The 24,504-nt window shown below is 64.2% G+C and carries 23 protein-coding genes; 16 read left to right on the top strand and 7 right to left on the bottom strand.

Going from position 1 to position 24,504, the window contains the following annotated elements:
- The first annotated feature begins 18 nt into the window (after positions 1-18).
- The 13 genes from HMPREF3172_RS00640 to ccsB all read left to right on the top strand — a co-directional run bounded on the left by HMPREF3172_RS00640 (position 19) and on the right by ccsB (position 13,697).
- Entirely contained in the window at positions 19-1,215 is a 1,197-nt protein-coding gene (locus tag HMPREF3172_RS00640; protein ID WP_062022064.1) for an acetoin utilization protein AcuC, read from the top strand.
- A 171-nt stretch (positions 1,216-1,386) separates the two neighbouring features.
- Complete coding sequence (locus HMPREF3172_RS10220) at positions 1,387-1,485, top strand: 30S ribosomal protein bS22 (protein WP_005504750.1); 99 nt, start codon at positions 1,387-1,389, stop codon at positions 1,483-1,485.
- 131 nt (positions 1,486-1,616) lie between these two features.
- Positions 1,617-1,883, top strand: a complete 267-nt coding sequence (locus HMPREF3172_RS00635; RefSeq protein ID WP_019174584.1) for a glutaredoxin family protein — start codon at positions 1,617-1,619, stop codon at positions 1,881-1,883.
- Between the two features lie 102 nt (positions 1,884-1,985).
- Positions 1,986-4,472, top strand: a complete 2,487-nt coding sequence (hemA, locus tag HMPREF3172_RS00630) for a glutamyl-tRNA reductase (protein WP_062022067.1) — start codon at positions 1,986-1,988, stop codon at positions 4,470-4,472.
- Entirely contained in the window at positions 4,459-6,066 is a 1,608-nt protein-coding gene (locus HMPREF3172_RS00625) for a bifunctional uroporphyrinogen-III C-methyltransferase/uroporphyrinogen-III synthase (protein ID WP_256173095.1), read from the top strand. The genes hemA and HMPREF3172_RS00625 overlap by 14 nt, the downstream gene beginning before the upstream one ends.
- Positions 6,066-7,061, top strand: coding sequence for a porphobilinogen synthase (gene hemB, locus HMPREF3172_RS00620; RefSeq protein ID WP_062022073.1), 996 nt, complete (start codon positions 6,066-6,068; stop codon positions 7,059-7,061). Before HMPREF3172_RS00625 ends, hemB begins: the two co-directional genes overlap by 1 nt.
- Positions 7,058-7,519: a MarR family winged helix-turn-helix transcriptional regulator gene (locus HMPREF3172_RS00615; protein ID WP_061940699.1), complete on the top strand. Its 462-nt coding sequence runs from the start codon at positions 7,058-7,060 to the stop codon at positions 7,517-7,519. Before hemB ends, HMPREF3172_RS00615 begins: the two co-directional genes overlap by 4 nt.
- The gene (gene hemL / locus HMPREF3172_RS00610; RefSeq protein ID WP_070427717.1) at positions 7,519-8,856 is read left to right on the top strand and encodes a glutamate-1-semialdehyde 2,1-aminomutase; all 1,338 of its coding nucleotides are present in this window, start codon (positions 7,519-7,521) and stop codon (positions 8,854-8,856) included. Before HMPREF3172_RS00615 ends, hemL begins: the two co-directional genes overlap by 1 nt.
- Positions 8,853-9,515, top strand: coding sequence for a histidine phosphatase family protein (locus tag HMPREF3172_RS00605; protein WP_062022079.1), 663 nt, complete (start codon positions 8,853-8,855; stop codon positions 9,513-9,515). Before hemL ends, HMPREF3172_RS00605 begins: the two co-directional genes overlap by 4 nt.
- Entirely contained in the window at positions 9,512-10,147 is a 636-nt protein-coding gene (locus HMPREF3172_RS00600; protein WP_070514681.1) for a TlpA family protein disulfide reductase, read from the top strand. Before HMPREF3172_RS00605 ends, HMPREF3172_RS00600 begins: the two co-directional genes overlap by 4 nt.
- A 2-nt stretch (positions 10,148-10,149) precedes the next feature.
- Complete coding sequence (locus HMPREF3172_RS00595; RefSeq protein ID WP_083281332.1) at positions 10,150-10,974, top strand: cytochrome c biogenesis CcdA family protein; 825 nt, start codon at positions 10,150-10,152, stop codon at positions 10,972-10,974.
- Positions 10,974-12,581: a cytochrome c biogenesis protein ResB gene (locus HMPREF3172_RS00590; RefSeq protein ID WP_070514680.1), complete on the top strand. Its 1,608-nt coding sequence runs from the start codon at positions 10,974-10,976 to the stop codon at positions 12,579-12,581. The genes HMPREF3172_RS00595 and HMPREF3172_RS00590 overlap by 1 nt, the downstream gene beginning before the upstream one ends.
- A complete protein-coding gene (ccsB, locus tag HMPREF3172_RS00585) occupies positions 12,582-13,697 on the top strand; it encodes a c-type cytochrome biogenesis protein CcsB (RefSeq protein WP_070514678.1) in 1,116 nt (371 codons plus the stop codon).
- A gap of 276 nt (positions 13,698-13,973) precedes the next feature.
- On the opposite strand, the gene HMPREF3172_RS00580 is transcribed toward ccsB, so the two are convergent.
- Entirely contained in the window at positions 13,974-14,411 is a 438-nt protein-coding gene (locus tag HMPREF3172_RS00580; protein WP_176746113.1) for a PLD nuclease N-terminal domain-containing protein, read from the bottom strand.
- Positions 14,412-14,455: 44 nt separating this feature from the next.
- On the opposite strand from HMPREF3172_RS00580, the gene HMPREF3172_RS00575 reads away from it, so the two are divergent.
- Positions 14,456-14,722 carry a DUF4229 domain-containing protein gene (locus tag HMPREF3172_RS00575; protein ID WP_019174596.1) on the top strand — a complete coding sequence of 89 codons (267 nt, stop codon included), beginning with the start codon at positions 14,456-14,458 and terminating at the stop codon, positions 14,720-14,722.
- Positions 14,723-14,747: 25 nt separating this feature from the next.
- On the opposite strand, the gene HMPREF3172_RS00570 is transcribed toward HMPREF3172_RS00575, so the two are convergent.
- Genes HMPREF3172_RS00570 through HMPREF3172_RS00560 form a run of 3 tightly spaced genes read right to left on the bottom strand, consistent with a single transcriptional unit; the run spans position 14,748 to position 18,013 of the window.
- Positions 14,748-15,686: a 1,4-dihydroxy-2-naphthoate polyprenyltransferase gene (locus tag HMPREF3172_RS00570; RefSeq protein ID WP_070514675.1), complete on the bottom strand. Its 939-nt coding sequence runs from the start codon at positions 15,684-15,686 to the stop codon at positions 14,748-14,750.
- Positions 15,687-15,745: 59 nt separating this feature from the next.
- Positions 15,746-17,086 carry an AMP-binding protein gene (locus tag HMPREF3172_RS00565; RefSeq protein WP_070514673.1) on the bottom strand — a complete coding sequence of 447 codons (1,341 nt, stop codon included), beginning with the start codon at positions 17,084-17,086 and terminating at the stop codon, positions 15,746-15,748.
- A gap of 9 nt (positions 17,087-17,095) precedes the next feature.
- A complete protein-coding gene (locus HMPREF3172_RS00560) occupies positions 17,096-18,013 on the bottom strand; it encodes a 1,4-dihydroxy-2-naphthoyl-CoA synthase (RefSeq protein WP_070514671.1) in 918 nt (305 codons plus the stop codon).
- Positions 18,014-18,100: 87 nt separating this feature from the next.
- Between HMPREF3172_RS00560 and HMPREF3172_RS00555 the strand changes: the two genes are divergently transcribed.
- A complete protein-coding gene (locus tag HMPREF3172_RS00555; protein ID WP_083281331.1) occupies positions 18,101-19,267 on the top strand; it encodes an o-succinylbenzoate synthase in 1,167 nt (388 codons plus the stop codon).
- Here the strand turns inward: HMPREF3172_RS00555 and HMPREF3172_RS00550 are convergent, their stop codons facing one another.
- From HMPREF3172_RS00550 to HMPREF3172_RS00540, 3 genes are all read right to left on the bottom strand, one after another.
- Positions 19,268-19,933: a hypothetical protein gene (locus HMPREF3172_RS00550; RefSeq protein ID WP_070427724.1), complete on the bottom strand. Its 666-nt coding sequence runs from the start codon at positions 19,931-19,933 to the stop codon at positions 19,268-19,270.
- Between the two features lie 17 nt (positions 19,934-19,950).
- Complete coding sequence (locus tag HMPREF3172_RS00545) at positions 19,951-21,447, bottom strand: alpha/beta hydrolase (RefSeq protein ID WP_070427725.1); 1,497 nt, start codon at positions 21,445-21,447, stop codon at positions 19,951-19,953.
- Between the two features lie 158 nt (positions 21,448-21,605).
- Positions 21,606-22,574: a CPBP family intramembrane glutamic endopeptidase gene (locus HMPREF3172_RS00540; protein WP_070514669.1), complete on the bottom strand. Its 969-nt coding sequence runs from the start codon at positions 22,572-22,574 to the stop codon at positions 21,606-21,608.
- Positions 22,575-22,608: 34 nt separating this feature from the next.
- Here HMPREF3172_RS00540 and HMPREF3172_RS00535 point away from each other — a divergent pair, with 34 nt between their 5' ends.
- Positions 22,609-24,483, top strand: coding sequence for a thiamine pyrophosphate-binding protein (locus HMPREF3172_RS00535; protein WP_070514668.1), 1,875 nt, complete (start codon positions 22,609-22,611; stop codon positions 24,481-24,483).
- Positions 24,484-24,504 lie beyond the last annotated feature (21 nt).

Here is a 24,504-nt window from a genome sequence, read left to right as displayed (position 1 = left end):
TTTGGCTACAGTACGAGTATGAGCAGAGAAGAAGTTCTGGTGATGTGGGATGAATCCCTCACCGAATACAATTTCGGTCCGCACCACCCAATGCACCCGCTGCGGCTGGACCTGACGGCCAAGCTGTCGCAGGACTTCGGACTGTTCGACGCATCCAACATCCACATTCAGTCCGTGCCGCAGGTCGACGAAGAAGCGCTCGCCCGTCTGCACACGCAGGAGTTCATCGACGCCGTCAAAGCAGCGGGGACCTCCTCCTCGATTTCGGAAGAAGACCAGCAGACCTACGGGGTGGGAACAGAAGACGTTCCCCGCTTCGATCAGATCCACGAAGCCTCCGGCAGGCTCTTCCAGGCCAGCATCGAAGCGGCCAAGGCAATCACGTCCGGTCGGTACAACCGCGCAGTCAACTTCTGCGGCGGAATGCACCACGCGATGCCCGGCAAAGCCGCCGGCTTCTGCGTCTACAACGACTGCGCGGCGGCAATCCAAGAGTTCTTGGACGCCGGATACGAGCGCGTGGTCTACCTCGACCTTGACGCCCACCACGGCGACGGAACCGAGCACTTCTTCTGGGACGACCCCCGCGTGCTCACCATCAGCCTGCACGAAAACGGCCGCTTCCTGTTCCCCGGCACCGGCTACGCATCTGAAATCGGCGGAATGAAAGCCGCCGCCAGCGCCGTCAACATCGCCCTGCCGCCGCGCACCTCAGACGCCGACTGGCTGCGCGCGCTCGACGGTGTTGTGCCCCAGGTGATCCGCGAATTCAAACCGCAGGCAATCGTCTCCCAGCACGGCTGTGACGGGCACAACCTCGACCCGCTCACGCACCTGCGCCTGTCGGTTGACGCTATGCGCCGGGCCGCAGAGTGGGTGCGCGATCTCGCAGAAGAGCACGCGGACGGCAAGTGGCTGGCCGTTGGCGGCGGCGGATACGCCATCATCGACGTTGTGCCGCGCGCATGGACGAACCTCGTGGCAATCGCCGGCGGCATCGAACTCAAGCCCGCAACAGAAATGCCCGACCGCTGGCGCGACTACGTCTACAGCCTCACCGGCCGCGATGCCCCCAAGCGGATGACCGACGGTTCCGACGCCGCTTTCTCCACGTGGGAGCGCGGCTACGATCCCGAATCCGACCTTGACCGAACCGTCATGAGCACGCGAAAGAACATCTTCCCGTTCTATGGGCTGGACGCCTACTACGACTGATTTCGCCGCCCACAGTGTGCCCGCAGTGTGGGCCCTTATACCAGACCGCGAGCCTTGAGTTCATATGGCCGGTTGTTTAAGTTTGGGTTTCCACCCGGTTGCCCGTTAGGATTGAGCGGTTAAGTCAGCCCGCTGTAAGCGGGGAAATCGTCGGAATCGCGAGGGTTAAACGTGGGTTCGGTAATCAAGAAGCGTCGTAAGCGTATGTCCAAGAAGAAGCACCGCAAGCTGCTTCGCAAGACCCGCCACCAGCGCCGCAACAAGAAGTAATCAACTCCACACGTCCCCGTCGAAGCGATCCGGCGGGGTTTCGTGCTGAATGAACCGGTGCGGAATTTCTCTGCACCGCGGACGTGCCGCACCCCGTATCTGAGTGGGGCCAACGGCGCGGGAAGGCTTATATGGGCGTCGTTGTTGAGTTCCTCACGCGTGAAAACTGCGGTCTGTGTGATACGGCTCGCGAAGTTGTCGAAGATGTGCTCGCAGACCAGCCGGAAACCTTCGATGTGCGGCTGAGCGTCATCGACATTGATTCCGATGCACAGCTGCAGGCCAAATACGACTGGGATGTCCCGGTTGTTCTCATCAACGGCCGCCAGCACAGCTTCCACCGCGTGGACCCCAAGCGGTTCGCGCAGGCTCTGCGCGCAGCACACGAACGCGGCTGATCGGGAATGAAACAGCGCCTGGACGCTGTTCTGCTCACGGGAGTCCGGTGAGCGTAAAAACCGCGATCGACGGGAGTCGTTCGCAATGAGGGAGCAAGACCATTGACACTGCTGGTTCTGGGGATATCCCATCACTCAGCACCTCTTGACGTGCTTGACGCGCTCGCCTTGGACGCTGAGCGCGCAGACTTGCTGCGCCGATCGGCGGCAGAGCGCGATTTCGTCAACAGCGCCGTTGTGCTGTCCACCTGCAACAGGCTCGAGATCATCGCCGACGTCACGTCCTTCCACGGCGGACTGGCCGACCTGGGCACGGCCCTGGTCGACGTCAGCGGACTTCCGTGGTCCGAACTCTTCTCCCACACCTACGTCCACTTCGACGACAAGGCCCAGGAGCACCTGTTCCTGCTGGCGGCAGGTCTTGACTCCATGGCCCTGGGGGAGACCCAAATCCTCGGCCAGCTGCGCGCATCCCTGCACGAAGGCGAACGCGGCGGTTCAGTCGGCGGAGGTCTGAGCGAAGCACTCCAGTCGGCTCTTGAAGTCGGCAAGCGCGTGCACTCAGAAACCAAGCTGTCGTCCGTTTCGCTGTCACTGCTCGACACCGCGCTGGCAGAAGCCGAAGGCCACGTTGGTGACCTCGCCGGTGCAAACGCCCTCGTCGTCGGTGCCGGTGCGATGTCCGGGCTGACGGCCAAAACGCTGAAAGATCACGGGCTGAAGCGCATTCGGGTCATCAACCGCACCCTCGACAAGGCTCTGCGTCTGGCTCAGTCCGTCGGCGGTGAAGCCGTCGAACTGACACAGGAAAACCTGGTGCGCGAAATCGCCCAGGCCGACGTCATCGTGTCGGTCACCGGCGCCCGGGGCATTGTGCTGGACGAAGACACCGTCATCGCCTCGCTGCAGCAGGACCTCGACCAGAAGCTCAACAAGTTCTTCATCGACCTGGCGCTGCCCTATGACATCGCGGTGGAAGTCGGCGAACTTCCGCACATCCGGGTGCTCAACCTCGACGGCATCAGCCGTCTCATTGCGTCTAATGAACACGCGCAGTCGGAATCTGTGCTCAGCGTCATCGCAGAAGCCCGCGCCCTCATCGAGCAGGCCATGGTCGACGACGCCGCGCGCCGCGCAGCCCGCCGGGTCTCACCGACCGTCACGGCGCTGCGCGAACAGGCCATCATGATCGTCGACGCCGAATTCGAGCGTCTGAAGAACAAACTCGGCGCATCTGTCAGCGACGCGGCAATCGCCGAAATCAGCAAAACCCTGCACCGCACGGCCGACAAGATCATCCACACGCCGACCGTCAAGGTGAAAGAACTCGCTTCTGCGGATTCCGGCGTTGACTACGCGGCCGCGCTCAACATGCTGTTCGACCTGAGTGCCCGCACCCGCGAACCCGAAACGGACCGCCGCGCCAGCAAGGTCGGCTCTGTCGCACAGACCGAAGAGGGCGGCAGCGGCCACATCGAAGCCGACGGCACAACGCCGGTGGCCGATCACACCCTCGACGTGGTCGAACCCGAACACTTCACGGGCCGCACCATTCGCCTGGGCACCCGCCGCAGTCAGCTGGCGCGCAGCCAGTCGACCGCGATCGCTCAGCAGCTGGCCGCCCGCACCGGCTGGCGCATCGAGATCGTCGAAGTCGTCACAGAAGGCGACGTCAACATGACGCCACTGGCCCGCCTGGGTGGTTCCGGCGTCTTCGTGTCCTCGGTGCGCACCGCCCTGCTGACCGGCAAGGTCGACATTGCGGTCCACTCGCTGAAAGACCTGCCCACAGCCCCAGCCGCAGGAATCGAGATGGCGGCGGTGCCACCTCGTGTGGATCCCTCCGACGTGCTCATCGCCCGCAACGGTCTCAGCCTGGTCGAACTGCCGCCCGGCTCGGTCGTGGGCACCGGTTCACCCCGCCGCGCCTCCCAGCTGCGGGCCGCCCGCCCCGACATCACCGTCACTGGAGTCCGCGGCAATGTGGGAACCCGCATCAACCACGTGACGGAAGGCCGGCTCGACGGTGTCGTCCTGGCAGCCGCCGGTGTGCGCCGTCTGGGACGCCTGGGCGAAGTCACCGATTTCCTCGACTCCTCGGTCATGCTTCCGGCCCCAGGCCAGGGAGCCCTCGCCGTGGAATGCCGCGCACCCGATGCCGCGCACGGCGATTTCGACCAGGAGATCCGCGAAGCCCTCGAAGGCCTTCACGACCCGGCTACGAGCCTCGCCGTCTACGCCGAACGCGCCATCCTCGAACGTTCGCAGGCCGGCTGTTCGGCCCCCATCGGCGCCCTGGCCTCAATTGACGGAACCGCGCTGACACTCGCAGCGGTCATGGCCGATGACGAAGGCAAGCTCAGCCGGCTGTCCACAATCGCCACCCTGCCGGACGAAGTCACCGACAACATGGTCGAACTGTCCCGCGGAATCCAGTCGGAATCGCGCCGGATTGCCCGGGAACTCGGCTATCGAACAGCAGACGAACTTCTCAGCACCCTCGGTGCTGTACCCGGCACGGCAAGCGGTGCCAACGCCCCAGAAACGAATCTTGTTATGACTCCCGGAGGTGACCGTGACCAGCGGTGATTCTGTGCAGAACCGCCCGCAGCGGGCCGTGCCCAAGGTGTTCTTCCTGGGCGCCGGCCCCGGCGATCCCTCCCTGCTGACCATCCGCGGTGCCGAGCTCCTGGCATCTGCGGCCGTTGTCGTCCACGAAGACGAACTCCATCGGGACATCATTGAGACCTACGTGCCGGAAGACACACTGCTGCGTCCCGTTTCGGAAATGGGCGTGCAGCCGCACACCCGCGGTCGCCGACTGGGCGAACTCGCCCAGGAGCACGGCATGGTCGTACGACTGGCAGCCGATGACGGGCTGCTGTTCACGTCGACGACCGCCGAGGCGCAGGTGCTGTCGGGCAGTGACGTCGGCTTTGAGATCGTCCCGGGTGTCGGGGCGTCGTCGTCGGCCGCCGCGTTCACGGGAACACCCCTGACGAACGCAAACGTCCGTTCGGTGCGCTACGTGTCTGCAACTGACATGACCCGCAGCGATGTTTCGCGGTTTGCCAACACCGGTCATGTCATCAGCGGCACTGTCACCGACACCATCACGGCTGTTGAGGGCATGCTCGGCGACGAATGGGAGGCCGACACTCCCGCACTGGTCGTCGCCGGTGTGTCGACCGTCCACCAGCACTCAATCGAAACCACGTTGGGTCAGCTGCCGGACCGACTGCGCGAAGAGTTTGACGCTGACACGGTTGTGCAGACGATCTTCGGCGCGGTTGTTGAGCAGCGCCGCGAACTGTCGTGGTTTGAGTCCAAGCCGCTGTTCGGCTGGCAGGTTCTCGTACCCCGCACACGCGAACAGGGAGCCGAAACCGTCGAGGCGCTCGCCGAGTACGGTGCCGAGGGCACGGTGGTGCCGACCATCGCCATCCAGCCTCCCCGTTCACCTCGCCAGATGGAGCGGGCAATTCACGCTCTTGTCGACGGCGACTACCAGTGGCTGGGCCTGACCTCGGTCAACGCGGTCCGCGCGGTCAAAATGTGGCTTGCCGATCTTGGCCTGGACGTGCGCAGCCTCGCGGGCGTGAAGGTTGCCGCTGTCGGCGACAAGACCGCTGAAGCCCTGCGCGAGTGGGGCATCGAACCGGAGCTTCTGCCCAGCGGCGAACAGTCTGCCCGCGGCATGCTCGAAGACTGGCCGGTGTTTGACGACGAAGAGGGCTTCAACAGGGTCCTCCTGCCGCGTGCCGACATCGCCACGGACGTGCTCGTGGAGGGCCTGACGGAACGCGGCTGGAAGGTTGACGACGTCACCGCCTACCGCACCGTGCGCGCCGCCCCGCCGCCGAAGCCCATCCGCGAGTCCATCAAGGGAGGCGACTTCGACGCCGTGCTGTTCACGTCGTCCTCAACGGTCCGCAACCTGGTGGGCATCGCCGGAAAACCCCACCCGTCTACTGTTATCGCAGCCATCGGGCCGGCCACGGCTCAGACGGCACAGGATCACGGCCTGCACGTCGACGTCCTGGCAGGCGAAGCCAGCCTCCCGGTGCTCATCGCCGGTCTGTCTGACTTCGCCCGCAAACGCCGCGATGACGCGCTGGCCGAAGGAATTGTTCCGGTCCGCCCCTCGCAGGACCGCAGGAATTCACGAAGGAGCAGAGGCTGATGTCTGACAGGTCCCTCCCAATCGGTGCGGTTCGTCCGCGTCGTCTGCGCCAGTCGGCGGCTATGCGCCGGCTGACATCGGAAACGAAGCTGCAGCCCGAGGACCTCATCGAGGTGCTGTTTGTCAAGGAGGGGCTCGAGGCTCCCGTTGAGCTGACCTCGATGCCGGGCGTGCGCCAGCACACTCTTGACTCCCTGGTTGAGGCCGCTGAACGCGCGGTCGAGGCGGGGGTCGGGGGCATTATGCTGTTCGGCATTCCGCTTGAATACGACGAGCGCGGATCTCAGGCTGATGACCCGAACGGCATTCTCAACGTTGCCGTGCGCCGGGTGAAGGACGCCGTCGGTGATCGCACCGTCGTCATGACGGACCTCTGCCTGGATGAATTCACCAGTCACGGCCACTGCGGTGTGCTCGACGAACACGGCGATGTCGACAACGACGCCACGCTGGAGCGCTACGCCTCGATCGCTGTTGCCCAGGCTCGTGCCGGCTCAGATGTTCTGGGGCTGTCGGGCATGATGGACGGCCAAGTCGGCGCTGTGCGCGAAGCTCTTGACGAAGCCGGCTTCACGAACACCGTCATCATGGCCTACACAGCCAAGTACGCCTCGGCGTTCTACGGTCCGTTCCGCGAGGCTGTTGATTCACAGCTCTCCGGTGACCGTCGCACCTACCAGCAGGATCCCGCGAATGCGCGCGAAGCACTGCACGAGCTCCAGCTCGACCTGGCCGAGGGTGCAGACATCGTCATGGTCAAGCCTGGTCTGCCCTATCTGGACATCCTGAAAGATGTCGCAGAAGCCTCGCCGGTGCCGGTGTGGAGCTACCAGATCTCCGGTGAGTACGCCATGCTGGAGTTCGCCTCGGCAGCCGGTGCGATTGACCGCAAACCCGCGGTCTTGGAATCGCTCCTCGCATTCAAACGCGCAGGGGCTGACGCAGTTATGACCTACTACGCGACACAAGCCGCTGAATGGCTTAATGAACAATGACTTCCACACGATGGCTGGATGAAACGCAGCAGCGTTTCTGGAGGGCGATGCTGCAGGGGCAATCGCTTCTGCAGACTGTCCTCGACCGCGAACTGCGCGAACTCGCCGGCATTGCGCTGGCTGATTATGAAGTCCTCGTCATCGTGTCGGAATCACCCGGCCACACCAGACGCATGGCAGAAATCGCCGAAGAAGTCGGCGTTTCCCGGTCCCGCCTGTCGCACACCGTCGCTCGGCTGGAGAAGCGCGGCATCCTCAAGCGCACCTCCACGCGCGGTGACGGCCGCGGTGTCAACTGCAGCATGACCGACGAAGGGTGGGCGCTGATGCAGAAGATCGCCCCCATTCACGTCGAAGGCGTGCGCGAGCACCTCATCGACCTCATGTCTCCCGAAGAGACCCAGGTATTGGCAGACGTCTTCACCCGGGCAGCTGAACATCTGAGAAAGGCAGTGTGATGACCCAGCCCACGCAGAAGTCCCAGGAACTCTTTGAACGCGCCCTGAAAGCCATTCCCGGAGGTGTGAACTCGCCGGTGCGCGCTTTCGGCGCTGTCGGCGGAACCCCGCGGTTCATGCACTCTGCCGACGGTGCGCTGCTGACCGATGTCGACGGCAACGAATACGTTGACCTCATCGGCTCGTGGGGGCCCATGATCGTCGGCCACGCACACCCGGAAGTCCTCAGCACGGTTCAGGAAACCGCTGCGCGCGGCTTTTCGTTCGGCACCCCCTCGGTTCCGGAAGTCGAACTGGCCCAGGAGATCTCAAACAGGGTTGCTCCGGTTGACGAGGTGCGGCTGGTCAACTCCGGTACGGAAGCCACCATGTCGGCTATCCGCCTGGCCCGCGGCTACACCGGCCGCGACAAGATCGTGAAGTTCGCCGGCTGCTACCACGGGCACGTCGATTCGCTGCTCGTCGCTGCCGGTTCCGGCCTTGCCACCTTTGGTCTGCCGGACACCCCCGGTGTTACGAAGGGCACCGCGGAAGACACCATCATCCTCGACTACAACGACCAGGACGGTCTGCGCAGGGCCTTCGAAGAGCACGGCAGCGAAATCGCCGCTGTCATCACGGAAGCCTCCCCGGGCAACATGGGTGTCGTCCCGCCGCGTGATGGCTTCACCAACCTCATCCGTTCGCTCACCAAGGAACACGGCGCACTCATGATCTCGGATGAGGTCATGACCGGCTTCCGCGTTTCCGAAGCCGGGTGGTACGGCTACGAAAGCGAAACCCTGGGCTACCCCGATGGCCCGGCTGACCTGTTCACATTCGGCAAGGTCATGGGCGGCGGCTTCCCGATCGCAGCCTTCGGAGGTCGCCAGGACGTCATGGACGCGCTGGCTCCCAAGGGCGGGGTCTACCAGGCGGGCACGCTCTCCGGTAACCCGGTGGCCTCGGCCGCGGGCCTTCGCACTCTGCAGCTGACCCGCGAACTCGACGTCTACCCGACGATCGAGGCCGCCGCCGATGTTCTGCGTCCGGCCATCACGGAAGCACTGAGCGCAGAGGGCGTTCCCCACACTATCCAGTCGGCGAACTCCATGTTCTCGGTGTTCTTCACCGACCGCGAAGTGCGCACCTTTGCCGATGCCCAGGCACAGAACACCGCCGCCTACTCGGCGTTCTTCACCTCGATGCTCGAACAGGGAGTCCACCTGCCGCCGAGCGCTTTCGAAGTGTGGTTCCTCTCAGCAGCTCACACCCCGCAGATCCTTGACCGCGTGGTCTCCGCGCTGCCTGCCGCAGCCAAGGCAGCAGCCCAGGTGACAGACGGGGAGTCCGCATGACCACCTCGCGCATCCACCTGGTCCGCCACGGCGAAGTCGACAACCCCGACGGCATCCTCTACGGGCGGCTGCCCGGCTTCGGGCTGACAGCCCGCGGACGCCAGATGGGCGAGCGGATCAGCGACTACTTCGCTGACGACCGCTTCAACGTGCGCGGCCTGGTGCGCTCGCCGCTGCTGCGCACCGCCCAGACGATTGCGCCGCTGGCACAGTCCACCGGGCTCGAACCCGTTGTCGATGAGCGCGTGATCGAAGCGGGCAACCGCTTTGAGGGTCAGAAGGTCAACCGCTCCTCGGTTTTCGCACCGGCCAATCTGCCGCTGGTGTGGAACCCGCTGCGCCCGTCGTGGGGAGAACCGTACATCAGCCAGGTGCGCCGCATGCAGGCTGCGATTTTCACTCTGCGCAACAGGGTTGAGGCCGTGGCAAAGGCGGAGGGCCTCGATGTGGTCGACGGTGTCATCGTCAGCCACCAGCTGCCCATCTGGATGTCGCGCATGGCAGCCGAGGGCAGGCCCTTGGCACACGATCCGCGCAACCGCGAATGCAACCTGGGTTCTGTGACCACTCTGAGCTTTGACGGCGCCAAGCTCGTCGGAGTTGACTACACCGACGTCAACGCCGACCTGCAGCCCAAGAAAGCGGTGGCAGGAGCATGAGGCCCGCATCGTCATCAGCAATCCGCGCTGGAATTCGCAAGCACGTCCGCCGTACGGTAGGCGCTGTTTTTGCCTGTGCTCTCGCAGCAGGACTCGCAGCGTGCAGCAACACAGAAACCGGGGGAGTGGCCGAACAGGCAGGCTCCCAGCAGGGCTACGTGTCCGGCAGCGGGGTTGTCACGCAGATCCCGAAGAGCGAGCGCACAGAGCCGATCGACCTCGAATTCACTCAGCTGGACGGTAAGAAGACCTCGCTTGCGGACATTCGCAAGGACGGCACCATCACGGTGATCAACCTGTGGTACGCCGCATGCCCGCCGTGCCGCAAAGAAGCTCCGGAACTCGAAGAGGTTGCCGAGAAGTACGAGGGCAAAGCCCAGCTGATCGGCGCGAACGTGCGTGATCAAGAAGCTGCCGCGCAGGCCTTTGTCGAAAACTTCAATGTGTCCTATCCCGTCATGCTCGACAGTGACGGCGAAATGGTCGGACTGCTGTCTGATGTTCTGCCGCCTCGAGCAACCCCGTCGACCGTCGTCCTCGATTCTGAGGGCCGGCCGGCTGCGCGCGTCGTCGGCGCCGTTGAGGCATCCACGCTCAGCGGCCTCATTGACGACGCGATGAAAGAAGACTGACGGTGATCCCCGGCGGGACGGTGCAGGCAGCCGAGGTGGTGCATGCCTCTGGACTCGTGCAGGCCGCTGATCTTGGTTCGGCTTTCGCGCAGACAGTTCTCAACGGACCGCTGCTGCTGGCCATGGCGGTCGCGGCGATTGCCGGGGTTGTGTCATTCCTGTCGCCCTGCGTGCTGCCGCTGGTGCCCGGTTATATCGGCTATGTCACCGGGATGACCGGGACAACGGTCGAACAGAAACGCACCTCGGCAGTACTCGGCGGGGTTGGTCTGTTCGTGCTGGGCTTTGCAGCTGTTTACGTTGCCCTGGGCGCAGCTTTTGGGGCGCTCGGCAGTCTGCTCCATGACTGGATCGACATAGTCACCCGCGTTATGGGCGTTGTCGTCATCCTGGCCGGTGTCGTCTTCTTGGGCGGTATTCGCGCTTTTCAGACCAATAAGCCGATTGCCAAAAAACCCAAGGCCGGACTGTGGGGTGCGCCGCTGCTCGGTGCGGCGTTCGCACTCAGCTGGGCGCCCTGCATCGGCCCCACCCTGGCGGCGGTGCTGGCCCTGTCAACGGGCTTCGGTGCTGACGGCGGCACCGCTCGCGGGATGCTTCTGACCTTCACCTACTGTGTGGGGCTTGGCCTGCCCTTCCTGATCGTGGCCTACCTGTTGAACAAGGGCATGGGGCGCCTGGAATTCCTCCGCAGGCACCAGCGGAGCATCGTGATCTTCGGCGGTGTCATGCTCATCCTGCTGGGCCTGCTCATGATCACCGGGGTGTGGACCATCATCATGAACAACATGCAGAACCTCATCGGCGGATTCGAAACGGTGGTGTGATGGCTGACAAACCGACGACACAAGACGCGACCGCGACAAGCACTGCGGCGCGAAAGTCGTCCCAGAAAGCGCCGGACATCGGTTTTGTCGGCATGCTCCGGTGGGCGTGGCGCCAGCTGACCACCATGAAGTTCGCACTCATCCTGCTGCTTGTCCTGGCACTGGCGGCGATCCCCGGATCGCTCCTGCCGCAGCGGATCCAGGACCCGGCGAAGGTTCAGAACTTCATCATCGACAACGGCCGGACCGGCGAAATCCTCGACAAGTTCCAGATGTTCGACGTCTATTCGTCGTTCTGGTTCTCCGCCGTCTACATTCTGCTGATGATCTCGCTGGTGGGCTGTGTTCTGCCGCGAACCAAACAGCACTGGAAAGCCATGCGCTCCCAGCCGCCGAAGGCCCCGCGCAGGCTCACCCGGATGCCCGGCTACCAGACTTTCGTCAGCACCGCGCCGGCTGAGGAGATCCTCGACACAGCGCAGGAATACCTGAAGAAGAACGGCTATCGCACGGTCAACCGCGGCGACCACATCGCCGCCGAACGCGGATACCTGAGAGAAACCGGCAACCTGCTCTTCCACCTCGGCATTCTGGGCGCGACGATCGTCATGGCGATCGGCGCGATCTTCGGCTACGGCGGCCAGCGCGTGCTTGTCGAAGGTGACACGTTCACCAACTCGCTCGTGTCCTACGACTCCTTTGAGCCCGGCCGATACTTCGACGCCGACAACCTGACGAACTTCCGCCTGCGCCTGGACAGCTTCGACTCGAAGTTCGACTCGACCAGCGAAGGCGCCCAGTTCGGTCAGCCGCGCGCATTCGAAGCCGTCATCACGGAAACGAAAGACGGCGTTTCAACCAAGCACAACCTCAAGGTCAACGAGCCCATCCGCGTAGACGGTGCACGCGTGTACCTGACCGGCAACGGCTATGCGCCAGTCGTGACAGTGCGCGACGCACAGGGCAAGGTGACCTTCTCCGGACCCGTGGTGTTCGTGCCCGAAGACGGCGTCTACACATCCCGCGGTGTCATCAAAGTTCCCGACACAGGGGCCGGCAAAGACCAGCTGGGCTTTTCCGGCATCCTGCTGCCGACAGCCGGCGTCAACGACAAGGGCGAGCTGTACTCGCAGTTCGCAGAGCTGCGCAACCCCGTACTCGTCATGAACCTCTACAAGGGCGACCTCGGCCTGGATACCGGCATTCCGCAGAACGTCTACGAACTCGACACCGCGGGCATGGAAGCCGTCAACGGTCCCGACGGTCAGCAGTGGATCACCCAGATGCAGCCGGGAGACACGGCAGAGCTGCCCGACGGGCTGGGCACAATCGAGTTCGAGCGGATCGCGAAGTTCGTCAGCCTCGATGTGCGCCACGACCCCGTGCAGGGGCTCATGCTTGTGGTGACCACGGTGATGTTCATTGGCCTTGCGCTGGCAATGTTCATTCCGCGCCGCCGCATGTGGGTGCGCGTGCGCGACGGAGAAGTCGAAGTCGGCGCTCTTGCCCGCAGCGAAGACCCACGCGTCAAGCAGGCGGCAGAACGCTGTGGCGTAGAATTGAAAGACAGACTTTCGTCTGCTGATCACCAATCCGCGGAGGGATAAGTGGAAGTCAACGTCACGCTCGCCAGCTGGTCAATGCTTCTGATCTATTCAGCTGGTGCGGTCTATGCGCTCGCCTTCATCGTCTACGCTTTTGACCTTTTCGGAGGCAAGAAGAAGCGCACTGGGAAGGCCGCTGGATCCGCTGGTGCTTCGGCTGGTGCGGCGACAAAGGGTGCCAAGCGCACCGCTCGCACGCGCTCTTCGGCTGAAGGCGGATCTGCAGACGAGGGCGGCGCTGTTGGCACGCTCGTGCAGGAAAACCTCGACGGACCTGCTGACCGGGTGTACTCCAACCGCGTTGACGATGCGGGTGACGGCAGTGGTCACGGCGATGGTTCCGCCGCCGATGCCAAGCGTCGCGTGTTTGCCAATGTCGGCACGTCCCTGACGGTTCTGGCGCTGCTTCTGCACATCGCTTCGATTGTCACGCGCGGCATTTCGGTGATGCGCGCACCGTGGGGCAACATGATGGAGTACGCGCTGATCGCCAGCGCTGTTGCCGGTGTTGTCTATGTTGTGACGCTGCGCTACAAGGATGTTCGCTACCTGGGCACATTCGTCACCGGGTTCCTTCTGGTGTCAATCGGCCTTGCGACGACGGTCTTCTACACGCCTGCGGCTCCGCTTGTTCCGGCACTGCAGTCGTACTGGATTCTGATTCACGTTCCGATCGCCATTTTGTCGACCGGCCTGCTGACGGTTTCGGCGGCGCTGGCCACGGTGCAGCTGCTGCAGGGTGCTCGCGAAAAGCGGGTTGCCGCTGGCCGCGATGCCGGTTGGCTGTCGTTCCTCGAGCGCATGCCGCGGGCCGCATCGATCGAAGCTGTGTCCTACCGTCTGGCCGCGGTCGGCTTCATCACGTGGACCTTCACCCTGATTGCCGGAGCCATCTGGGCTGAAGTCGCCTGGGGCCGCTACTGGGGTTGGGATGCCAAAGAGATCTGGACGTTCGTCATCTGGGTTGTCTACGCTGCGTACCTGCACTCGCGTGCCACCCGTGGTCTTCGCCTGACGACGATCGCATGGCTCAACCTCATCGGCTTCATCACGATTATCTTCAACTTCACGGTCGTGAACGTGTACTTCAACGGCCTGCACTCATACTCGGGCCTGTGATCAGCAGGCTGGCTCAGCCCTTGCAGCCCTGAACTCTGCGCCGGGTGCATTCGCTCATGCGGATGCACCCGTTCTGTTTTGGCATGGGTGGGCCGGCTGGCCACATCCGTTAGCCGGCATCCGCGCTCCAGCCGACATCCACCCGTTAGCAACGAAAACACCGGTTAGCCGCATGCGCACACCGCTTAGCAACGGATCTGCGCTTTAGCAGTTGTTGCTAAGGCGCAGAATCCGGCTAAGCGGTGTGTGGGTGCTGAAAAGGGCACGAGGTGCCGGTCAGCTGTCGTTGCGGGGAGAGTCTTCCTCGGGCTCAGGGCGGTCGTCTTCCGAACCGTTGCCATCACCCTTCGAGTACGTGCGCGGTTCGGGTCCGTTGCCGCGGAGTTTTTCGGCCCTACGCTGTTCTTCCTGCTGGCGCTGCAGTTCGCGCAGGCGACGCAGTTCAAGGTCGTCGGAGATCTTCTTGAGGTACTCCGGGTCGTTGTCAGGTGCGGCGGGCACAGCCTCGCCGGCATCGGCTTTCTGCGCGAGGCCTCCGCGTCCGAACAGGTACCACAGCACAATTCCCACAATCGGCAGGAAGATGATGATCGCAGCCCAGGCAGCCTTCGGCATCATCTTGACCCGAGAGGATTCAAAGGAAATGCAGTCGAAAAGGCTGTACAGGGCAAGAGCCGTGTAAATGACGATGATTGCGATCAGCAGGCGGGCCATGCACCCCATGGTAATGGCACCCACCCGACTACAATGTAGGCACCATGCGTGATTTCCTTCTGTACAACGCCGCCCGGATCGGTCTGCTGGCCGTTTCTGTTGCTGTCATCTGGTACTTCAGCGGCCCCAGCCTTCTGTCGACGGTCGTGGCCGTTATTGTCGCAACCCTGCTCAGCTACCTGCTGCTCAACGGGATGAAGCAGAAGGCCGTCCAGTCGATGACGGAGTGGACCGCCCAGCGCAGGAATCGCGGCCCCAAAGCTGGCAGCGACGAAGCGATCGAAGACGAAATCGACGAACAGCACCGCTGAACCCACCCGCGGGCAGCACTCTTAATCAGAGTGCCAGGCCCAAGCTCAGCAGCACCGCGTAGACGAGCGCGGCCAAGCTGGTGTGCTTAATGGCCGGAACCAGCGCCTGACCGGTCCGCTGGTGCACCAGTGCGCGTACGGGCCTCATCACGAGGATGACAGAGACGATTGCCAGCAGCGCGCCCGAATAGCCCGTGAGGATCGGCACGACCAGCAGCGGGTACGGCAGGAACACGAGCACCAGATAGGCGATGCGCGAACGACGGTCACCCAGAAGCACAGCGAGTGTGCGTTTGCCTGCCTCGATATCGGTGGGGATATCGCGCAGATTGTTCACCATGAGAACAGCGCACGCGTAGAAGCCCACGGCAACAGCTCCGGTCCAGGCGGCAGCACTGAGCCCGCCGGCCATTGTGTACGTGGTGCCGAGAGTGGCCACCAGGCCGAAGAAGATGAAGACGAAGACTTCGCCCAACGCCATGTAGCCGTAGGGGTGTTTGCCGCCCGTGTAGTACCAGGCCGCAAGAACCGCAGCCGCGCCCACCAGAAGCATCCACCAGGCGGCCGACAGAATTGTCAGCAGGAGCCCCGCAAAGCCTGCAAAGCCGAAGCAGATGAAGGCCGCCCGTTTGACCTGTTCGGGTGGGATGAGTCCACTGGCGGTCAGCCGCATGGGGCCCACACGGTCGTCGTCTGTGCCGCGAATGCCGTCGGAATAGTCATTTGCGTAGTTTGAGCCGATCTGCAGGGCCAGAGCCACAATGAGGGCCAGCAGCGCTTTGAGCAGAAGCATCCAGCCGTTGACGTTGTCGTCGATCGTGGGGTCCACTGAGCCGATCACCAGGTCGGACAGGCCGCCCAGCTGGCCGAGGGCCGCGCCTGCGCCGAGGACAACGGGTGCGAAGGCCAAAGGCAACGTCCGAAGCCGTGCTCCGGAAATCCACAGCTGGAATCTATTCGCCACGTTTGTCCGTCCTCGTGTCCGTTGAATCTTGAATTATTCCGGGTGCTGACTCTGCCAGGTCAGCGTCTTTTGCGCCAGTCGGTCTCACCTCTGGCAATCCCTCCGACCGGGACACTGTCCTCAGCCCAGCCGTCCTCAGCCAAGCCGGGCTCTACCTCGTCCCGCACAATCCGCTCCGCAAGCACGCGCGCCGCGGCACGGTCGGGTTTTCCGATGCCCTTGGCCGGAATCGCATCGACGGGGAGCACCCATCGGGGAATCTCAGCCGGGCCCAAAAGGTGCCGGAATCTGGTCTTCAGACCTACTGCCGAGTTTCGATAGTACTCCGCGCCCGGACCGCGCACGAGGAGCGCTCCAAGTTGTCCCCATTCGCGGTCCTCAACGGGTACCAGAAGAACCTCGTCAATCCCGTCATCGGCCAGTTCAGAAAGCAGCACCGCCTCGACAGCCAGGGGAGACACGTTAGTGCCGCCGGACTGGAAGACATCGTCGACCCGCCCGGTAATCGACAGCACCCCCGCACTGTCGAGGCGCCCCATGTCTGAGGTGAGGAACGTGCGCCTTCCGCTGATGTCAGCAGTGAAACTGGGGTCTGGTTTGGGCGTAATCGAGTCGGGTTCCACCTCAACGTAGCCGTCGGCGACGACGGGCCCGCTCAGGGCAACCCGTCCGTCATCCTCAATGCGCACGTCAACCTGCGGGAACGCGCGGCCGTCATAGACGCACCCGCCGCCGGTCTCAGACATGCCGTAGGTGCGGACAACCCGCAGACCAGCCTGCCGTGCGGCCTGAGCTGTGTGCGGGTGCAGTGATGCCCCGCCCACGAGCAGCGCATCGAACCGGGCTGCCTGCCCTGTTGCCCGCGGATCACGCAGGATGCGGGTCAGCTGGGTTGGAACCAACGAGGCGTAGGCGGGTTCTGACTGACCGGCACCGAAGAATTCCTCGGCTTGGTCAGCAAAGCGTTCAGCCGTGAAGTGCCCGCGGCCGTCATATGGCACGGTGCCGGAGCGCAGCGAACGAAGAATCACCTGGGCTCCGGCAATGTGGTCCGGTGCCAAGCACAGAAACCAGCGGCCAGGCCCGGACAGGGCGTCCTCGGTCGCCGCCGCTGACGCCCGTAGCGCCTCAGCTGACAGCGCCACGCCCTTCGGGCGGCCGGTCGAACCGGAAGTGAAAACAACCAGCGCCGGCGGTGTGCTCGCAGCGCCCTCAGTCGCCCCGTTCCCAGGTGAGTCGGCGTTGCCAGCGCTCCCGGCGCCTCGCCAGCTGGAAAGCGGATAGGCGGTCAGGTGCTTGACACCACCGCCTGGCAACACGGCAATGTGCCGGCCTGCCAGCGCGTCAGCGAAGACGCGGCTGGCCTCAGCCGGTGTGGGTGAGGGGAATGCGGTGGGCACTGGCGGCCGTCAGTAGTACCAGGGGAACGGTGTCCAGTCGGGGTCGCGCTTCTGAAGGAAGCTGTCCCGGCCCTCAACGGCTTCGTCCGTCATGTAGCCCAGGCGGGTGGCCTCGCCGGCAAACACCTGCTGGCCCATGAGTCCATCGTCCACCAGGTTGAACGCGAACTTCAGCATGCGCTGAGCGTTGGGGGACTTGCCCAAGATTTCGCGAGCCATCTGCAGGGCGGCTTCTTCAAGCTCAGCGTGGTCGACGACCTCGTTGACAGCACCCATATCGGCCATGTCCTGCGCCGAGTACGTGCGGCCCAGGAAGAAGATTTCGCGTGCCTTCTTCTGGCCGACCATCTTCGCCAGGTACGCAGAACCGTAGCCCGCGTCATAGGAGCCGACATCAGCATCGGTCTGCTTGAACTTGGCGTGTTCGCGGCTGGCGATCGTCATGTCGCACACCACGTGCAGCGAGTGACCGCCGCCGGCTGCCCAACCGGGCACAACTGCGATGACGATCTTCGGCATGGTGCGGATGAGACGCTGAACTTCAAGAATGTGCAGACGGCCTGCACGTGCCGGGTCGACCGATTCGGCCGTTTCACCGGATGCGTACTGGTAGCCGGAACGACCGCGAATGCGCTGGTCACCGCCGGAGCAGAACGCCCAACCGCCGTCCTTGGGGCTGGGGCCGTTGCCGGTCAGCAGCACCGCGCCGACGTCGGATGTCTGGCGGGCGTGGTCGAGGGCGCGGTAGAGCTCGTCGACCGTGTGGGGGCGGAAGGCGTTGCGCACTTCGGGCCTGTCGAAGGCGATGCGCACCGCGCCGATGTCCGCACCGTTTTCGTCAATGGCCCGGTGGTACGTGATGTCGGTGAAGTCAAAGCCCTGGACTTCGCGCCAGCGGCTGGGGTTGAAGATTTCCGAAACGCTCATGCTCCCACTCTATTAGGCTCACCTGGTTCCGCCGCACATAACGGCCGAACACCGCCGCCTGCAGCCCGCGATCGCTACTCTGGGGCCATGCCGTATTCGCTGTCTGCCGCCCATCTGCCCGCTGATCTGCCTTCTGATTTGCCAGCTGACCCGCGCGAGTTCTTCACCGATGTTCGCGTGGTCGAACTGCCGATGACCACCCGGTTTCGCGGCATCACATCGCGGCAGGTGTGCCTGCTGCGCGGACCGGAAGGCTGGGCCGAGTTCAGCCCCTTCCCCGAATACGGGCCACAGGAGGCTCACCGCTGGCTGGCCGCGGCCATCGAGTTCTCACTCAACCCGCACGGGTCCGCGGGTCTGCTGACCCCGGGGACCTCCACCTCGTCAGCCTCACCTGCCAAAGCTCACGAGGTGCCGCCGGCACCCGCTTATTCCGGACGGTTGTCGGGGGCCCGGGTGCCGGTCAACGGCACCGTCCCCGCGGTCAGTGCGGAAGACGTTCCTGGGGTGCTTGACCGCTTTGACGGCGTGGGCGTTTTCAAAATCAAAATCGCCGAACACGGTGCTGCCAGCAAAGACGCTGACGTGGCGCGCGTGCGGGCAGTCCTGGCAGCAGCCCCGAACGCGAAGATCCGCCTGGACGCCAACGGCAAACTCAGCATTGACGAAGCCGTGGCACACCTGCGGAAACTTATTACCCTGGACGGTTTTGTGCAGCGGCTGGAGTACGTCGAACAGCCGGTTGCGAACGTCGAGGACATGGCTCGGCTGCGCGAACGACTGCAGGCCGACAGCGAACTGTGCGGCATCAGGATTGCGGCGGATGAAAACACTCGCCGCTCTGATGACCCTCTGCGGGTCGCACAGTTGGGCGCGGCCGATCACATTGTCGTTAAGGCCCAACCGCTGGGCGGGGTTGCCGCGGCGGTCAGGATTGTTCAGTCCTGCGGTCTGCCGGCAACCGTGTCGAGCGCTCTGGAATCATCCATCGGTTTGGCTGCGGGAGCTCAGCTGGCGCTCGCCCTTGCACAGCTCGGCGGGCAACGTGAACCCTGGGCTGCCGGTCTGGGCACTGCGTCCCTGTTGGCCGCCGATGTTGTTGATCACCCGCGCAGGCCTCACGGCGGCACCATCAGCACCGACCCGATGGACGTGAGCGTTCAGCTGGCCGAAGACCACCGGGCCCCGGCAGAAGCGCAAGAGTGGTGGCTTGCCCGCCTGGCCGCCTGCTGGAAGCTGCTGCGGGAAGCGTGATCAGTCGAGCTTGCTGACGATGCTGCTGATGGTCTTCGCGGCAGTTTCCGGCTTGCCGCTGTGGTTGATGACTGCCGCGACGACCGTATTGTCCTTTGCCGCGGTGATGGTGGTGATGCTGAGCTTCTGCCCGTGGAAGTCAACGTCAGCAGACGTCGATACAGCGTCGTCAGCCCCGTCGACCTCGACGTCCTCAACCGTGACACTGGTTTCAACCGTTTCGTCGGCGATTGTCACTTTCATGGTTGAGCAGTCCTGCCCGGCTTTGCGCGCGTTCTCAACGACGGACGTGAGCTTGGCGCCCTCCGCGTTGGCGGCTGCGAAGTAGGATGCCGAATCAGTTTTTGCGCTCAGCCCGGCGTCTGTGCCCAGATCTGCACCCTGAGTGGCATCGAGCAGCACACGGCACTGTTCTGGTTCGACGGATGCGCTTTCGAGAAGCTGTCCGGGATCGGCGTTTTCGGGACTGACTTCGGACGGCTCCATTCCTGCGGCTTCCATGGCCCGGCGCAGGTCTCCGGTGGAGTGCACGGCTTCATCTGCGCCCTGTTGGGAGTTGCTGGCCGTTGTCTGCTCAGCTGCCGGACCGCTCTGCTCGTTCCCGGCTTGGCCGCATCCCGTCAGTGCGAGTGCGGTGACTGCCAGACTTGCTGTGAGCCGCTTCATCCGGATCCCTTCTGTTGTCAGCCGCCGCCTTTGGGCAGCTTTTTTGGTTTGCGTGAGCGTTCCATGGTTGCAGATTTGTCTGAGTCTTTTCTCTGCCCCCGGATGATGACTTCTGTCACCGCGGCCTGGCCCCACGTGCGGAAGTGCTTTGTGCGGTTGCCGGGCACGATCGGGTCGTGCAGGGCCGCTCCCATCTGTCCGGTGATCGAAATGGCTCCCGAGGCGTCGGCCCGGGTTGTGTACGGGTTGACTCCCAGCGGGCTCCTGACGGTGATGGATGCTTCCGCGCCGGGCATGAACATGGGCGGGGAGGTGACTCGGAAGGTCCCGGCGCCGTTGAGTGTGAAGCCGGAGGGGCTCACATCGCCGAAGGTGACGATCTGCGGGCGGCGGCGCGATATTTCGACTTTCCACCCGTAGATCTCAAAGACGGGCAGACCGCTGATGAAGGTGAACGGCGCCCCGTCTGCCACACTCGTCCAGAATCGCGGCCGGGGATCGCGGCTGGGTGTGCCGGTGGGGCTGCGATCGAGGTCCGCCTGTGTGGCGTGGGCAAGCCACGCCTTGAGTTCGCGCTGCCAGGCAAACCAGTTGTGCATCCCGGTCTCGCGGGGAGCCCACGCGTGTTTGATGCCCAGTTCGCCGAGCCTTTCGGCAAAGCGCCCGCCGTGGTTGTGCAGGTGGGCTTCCATGACGTCGGCGCTTTCGCTGCTGTTTTCAGCGTCGTCGGGAGTTCCGGACCCGGCTGACAGCCAGATGTCGAGCCCGCGGAGGTTTTCTGCGAGGTCGTAGGGCGAGTTCGCCTCCCACCGGGCATCGCCGTCTTTGAACGAACCGAACAGCGAATCCGCGGGTGCTCCGGCGCGCAGCGCGAGGATTTCAAACAGCGGGGGAGCGGCCTGTGGGATGAGCGGGGAGGAAAACGCAGCGGCGGCAGCGTAGAGGTCGGGCCGCCAGGCGGCGTACTTCATGGCTCCGTAGCCGCCCATGGAAAGCCCCGCGGCCACGCGCAGTTCGGGGCATGTCGAATAGAGGTCGCCTATCAGCATGGGCAGTTCGCGCACATGGAATTCGGGCCAGTCTTCGACATGGCCGGGTGCCAGTTCGTGACGCGAGTAGACGGCCGCCCCGGCGTCGGGCATGACCACGAGGAAACGGCTGCCGCGGGTGTGCAGTTCCGCCCGCCCCAAGTCCGTCCACGAACGGAAATCATCGCCCCCGCCGTGGAACAGGAACAGCGGCACAGCGTGCTCCTGCGGGATGCCGGGCAGAAGAACTCGCACGCCGACTGTCCTGCCGAGAGCCGGAGAGTAGACGAAGAACTCCCGCAGGCGGCGTGAGAGTTTGCGCTTTTCGCGCACGTGAACGTGGGCGGCTTCGAAGCCGGTGGGCTCAGGGCCGAGAAACGATGTTGATTCGCTGTACGCCGGGTAGAGGCCGGCCGCACTGCGGCGGGCTGTGAGTGCTCGCACCGCGCGTGCTCCGACGGACATTCGCAGACTGCGCTTCACCATGGACCACCTCCGCAGCCCTCAGGCTATGGCGCATGCGTGAACTGGAAGTAACGGTCACCTTGGACTGTCCTTGGAACCGCACCGAGGGGAAAGCCGACGGGAGAAACAGCGCAGCCCTGTGTGAGGGCAGCAGAGATGTTGAGGTCAGCAGAGTGCCCTCAGCGCTTGGCTGCTTTTTCCCTGCGGATGACAGCTTCGCGCGGCAGCAGAGTTCCGTGCTTGCCAGCCAGAAGCAGCAGCCCAATGCCGGCCAGCAGACCAAGGACGGCCGTGATGACAGAGCCTTCCAGGCCCATCGCCCCTCCCGTCAGCCATGGCGAGCCCGACCATTCAACCTGGAACAGGCCCACCGCCTCGCCCGTCCCGGAAACCGGGGATGCGAAGATGAACGCCTGCACAAAGTTCCACGCGGCGTGAATGGCGATCGCCAACCACAGGCGGCGGGTCAGGAGGTAGGCCCCACCCAGCAGGAGCCCCGCCTCGATCGCAATGAAAATCGCGCCGGACACCGTTGCATCGGGGTTGCCCAGGTGCACAAGGCCGAAGATCGCGCTCGTAATCAGCAGGGAGGGCACCCAGCCCCACCAGGCGTCGAAGATGCGCAGGAGGAAACCGCGGAACAGCAGCTCCTCCGTAAACGCCGGCCCAAGACCAACCCCCAGAGCCAGGACAAAAGCCGGCAGAAGCTCCTCACGCGGCGTCACACCAGTGATTCGGAAGCCGCCGAACAGCGCGATAACACCAACAGAAACACCGAGAACAGCAGTAGTGAGACCGGTACCCATGAGGATTTCCGTCACCTTGTTCTTACCCCGCAGGCCGTGGCCGGGAGCGCCCGCAATAAACCGCATGATCAGCAGGTACAGGACGAACATGGTGACAGCGCCGGCCATCAGCCCGAACCCGAAGCCGTACGAATCCGTGGCCTCTGGTCCCAAACCAGCGGTCAGGGAGTCCAGCCGGCCAACCCCCACAATCGCCGCGTAGACGAGAATCGTCACCACCTGTGCAATGACAAAAGCTGCGATGCCGGCAACAAGCTGCCAGATTCGGTGGGAGTCGGGACGCTTGAAATCCGGGATCTCCGGCGTCGGCGCGTCCGCATAGGGGTTGGGAGGGTAGACCATGAGGGCCATTCTAGAGTCTGGTTGAATCGGGTGCGTGAATACTTCCACCGCAGCTGCGCGCACGATCGCTCTGAACCTCATCCAGCGCGGTCTTGAGCACGTTGTCATTGCTCCCGGCTCCCGTTCGGCACCGCTGACCTACGCCTTCGCCGAACTCGCCGACGCCGGGCTGGTGAACACCCACGTGCGCATTGACGAACGCGACGCTGCGTTCTTCGGGCTGGGACTGGCCAAGGGGCTGCGCCGGACGGCGGTGGCTGAAGCGGCTGTGGCAGAGGCGGCCGCCGTTGAGACCGGCGGCGCCGCTGGGGACACCGCCCCGCGCACACCGGGCCTGGTCGCAGTGCTCACCACATCGGGCACCGCGGTCGCGAACCTCCACCCAGCGGTGCTGGAGGCCTCGTACTCGCAGATTCCGCTGCTCATCCTCAGCGCTGACCGGCCCGAGCGCCTGCGCCGCACGGGAGCCAACCAGACGATCGACAGGCAGTCGCACCTGCTGAGCGATGTTCGGCTGCGCTTTGATGTTCCGGTCGAAGCTGACGAGGCGTCGCTCACCTCCGCCGTGCACGCGGCGGCTGCCGCTGCGGTCGGCTCTGAGGGTGCCGGAGCGGGCATGAACGCCCCCTACGCCATGAGCTCTGGACTGCGCGGCCTGTCCACACCGGGGCCCGTCCAGTTCAACGTGCAGTTCGACGGGGAACTTACGCCGGAGGCAGAAGACATGCCGTGGCGTCCGGAAGTCGGCGAGGTCGAGCGCCTCGAACACCGCCCGCACGTGCATGCCGGCTTTGCGCAGGCACTCGAAATGCTCATCCGTCCGGGGACTGTTCTGCTGGCAGGCAACGACTGTGACTACGGCGCGCGCAGGGTCGAAGAGCTTGCCGCAGCCTTCGGGGTGCCGGTTTTTGCGGAACCTTCCTCACCCTTGTTCCACTTGTCGGTGCCAGGCCACCCGGGGGTTCTTGATGGCGATCTGGCCGAAACCATCACGGGTGTTGTGCGCACCGGCAGGCTCACCCAGTACCGCCAGGACCAGCGACTGCTTGCGCGCGTGCCCACAGCAGAAATCCAAGCTGACCTCGACTGGGCGCTCGCAGATGAATACGGCTCCTACCTGGCCTCGGCCGGGCTCGCCGGCCAGGCCGCAGACGCCGACACGCAGCGGTGGGCTCGCAGCGCCGCATCGGAATCCCACATCCAGCGGGCCGCCGGCGTGCGCGAAACCCTGCTGAACCGCAGCACAGGTGAGATCGCAGATCAGCTGAGCGTCACCTCGGACATCCACTCCCAGCACCGTGCAGCAGCAGCCAAGTGGCACGAGGTGCCGCCCACCTCGGCAGAACAGCCAACCGGAGCGGTGGTGGTCGGGGAGATTGTCCGCGGGGCCGCCCAGAATGCTGCCGAACACGGCACCGTGGCTCAGGTTTTCCTCGCCAGTTCGAATTCGGGCCGCTACGCTTCCGCGCTCGCCGGAAACGAGGCCCTGAAACACGTGCAGATGAGCGCAAGCCGGGGACTCGCGGGAATTGACGGGCTGATCGCGACAGCGGCCGGTATGGCGCTGACCGGGCCCGTATCGAAGGGGTGCCCGCTGCGGCTGATCATCGGGGACGTCGCTGCCCTGCACGACGTGGGCGGACTGCTGCGCGAGGGTGCAGATGACGGTCTGCCCACCCTGCAGATTTTCGTCCTCAATGACGACGGCGGAGCGATTTTCGGCGGTCTGGAACACGGTGCCGAGCACCTCAGCGGACATTTTGCGCGGTATTTCGCCACCCGGCACGGACGGAACTTCCGCGCGCTCGCCGATGCCTATGACTGGCCGTATCAGCAGGCGACGGTCGATGGTCTGCGCCGCCTGGCGAAGGCCGGCAGCGCTGGGCTTTGCGAAGTGCCGCTGGACTGAATCTGCTGCGGGGCGTTTGTT

The sequence above is a fragment of the Brevibacterium sp. HMSC08F02 genome (assembly GCF_001807555.1).
GTDB lineage: Bacteria > Actinomycetota > Actinomycetes > Actinomycetales > Brevibacteriaceae > Brevibacterium > Brevibacterium ravenspurgense.
This window is presented reverse-complemented; position numbering and strand designations above follow the sequence as displayed.